This is a genomic window from Vibrio sp. Vb0667 (assembly GCF_033391095.1).
This window is the reverse complement of the sequence record NZ_JAWPOL010000425.1, coordinates 1-1,024: the sequence shown is the minus strand read 5'-3', so window position 1 is coordinate 1,024 and position 1,024 is coordinate 1. Positions and strand designations below refer to the sequence as shown.

The following is a 1,024-nucleotide window of genomic DNA, read 5'->3' as shown; positions in this document are numbered from 1 at the left end:
CATGCCATTTATCCAATTAAAAATGGCAGCAAGCTTAGATGGACAGAGTGCGCTAAGCAATGGCAAGAGCCAATGGATCACCTCCCCACAGGCTCGTCAAGACGTGCAGTGTTATCGAGCGCAAAGCGGTGGCATTCTGTCTACAAGCAAAACAGTGATGGATGATAACGCTTCTCTCAACGTTCGTTGGGATGATTTGCCGCAGAGTGTTCAAGCGCACTATGAGCTGACGGAAGTTCGCCAACCTGCACGGGTAATACTCGATCGTCAACAGCAACTGAGTGATGACCTTAAACTGTTCAGTACCGAAGGTGAGCGAATTATTGTCAGCAGCGAAGGCGATGTTTGTCCACAACTAGACCAAAGCGGAAAAATTGATTTAGCTGCGACCCTAAAAGCGGTCGCGACTCAGCATAATATCAACCATTTATGGGTGGAAGCTGGCGCGACGCTCGCGAGTTCTCTAATCAAAGCTAACCTTGTAGATGAGTTGATTGTCTATCTCGCTCCGAAACTAATGGGAAGCGATGGACGTGGTTTAATTGGCGCGCTGGGATTGACGGAGATGGCGCAGGTCATCGATTTAAATATTACTGATGTGCGAATGGTGGGCAGAGATATCCGTATTACCGCCACCGTTGTACGTAAAGAAATTTAGAAAAGAAGCACTATGTTTACAGGAATTGTAGAAGCAGTTGGTAAATTAACTGCGATTACGCCAAAAGGCGAAGACATTACCGTTACGGTAGAAGTAGGTAAGTTAGACATGTCTGACGTAAAGTTAGGCGACAGCATCGCAACTAACGGTGTGTGCTTAACGGTGATTGACTTTGGCAGCAATTACTACAGCGCAGATTTGTCTCTCGAGACCTTGAAAAAAACCGGTTTTGCAAACTACCAAGTAGGCGAAAAGGTTAACTTAGAAAAAGCCATGCTGCCGACGACACGTTTTGGCGGACACATTGTATCTGGACACGTGGACGGCGTGGGTGAAATTGTGGAGCGCAATCAAGTTGGTCGTGCG

Annotated in this window: 1 protein-coding gene and 1 pseudogene; both read left to right on the top strand. The window is 47.0% G+C overall.

The features are described 5' to 3' along the window. Positions 1 to 658: bifunctional diaminohydroxyphosphoribosylaminopyrimidine deaminase/5-amino-6-(5-phosphoribosylamino)uracil reductase RibD (ribD, locus tag R8269_RS26415; protein ID WP_318223059.1), on the top strand; the 658-nt coding region annotated here is incomplete at its 5' end. 12 nt (positions 659 to 670) lie between these two features. Beyond that, positions 671 to 1,024, top strand: a pseudogene (locus tag R8269_RS26410) (riboflavin synthase); the annotation flags it as partial.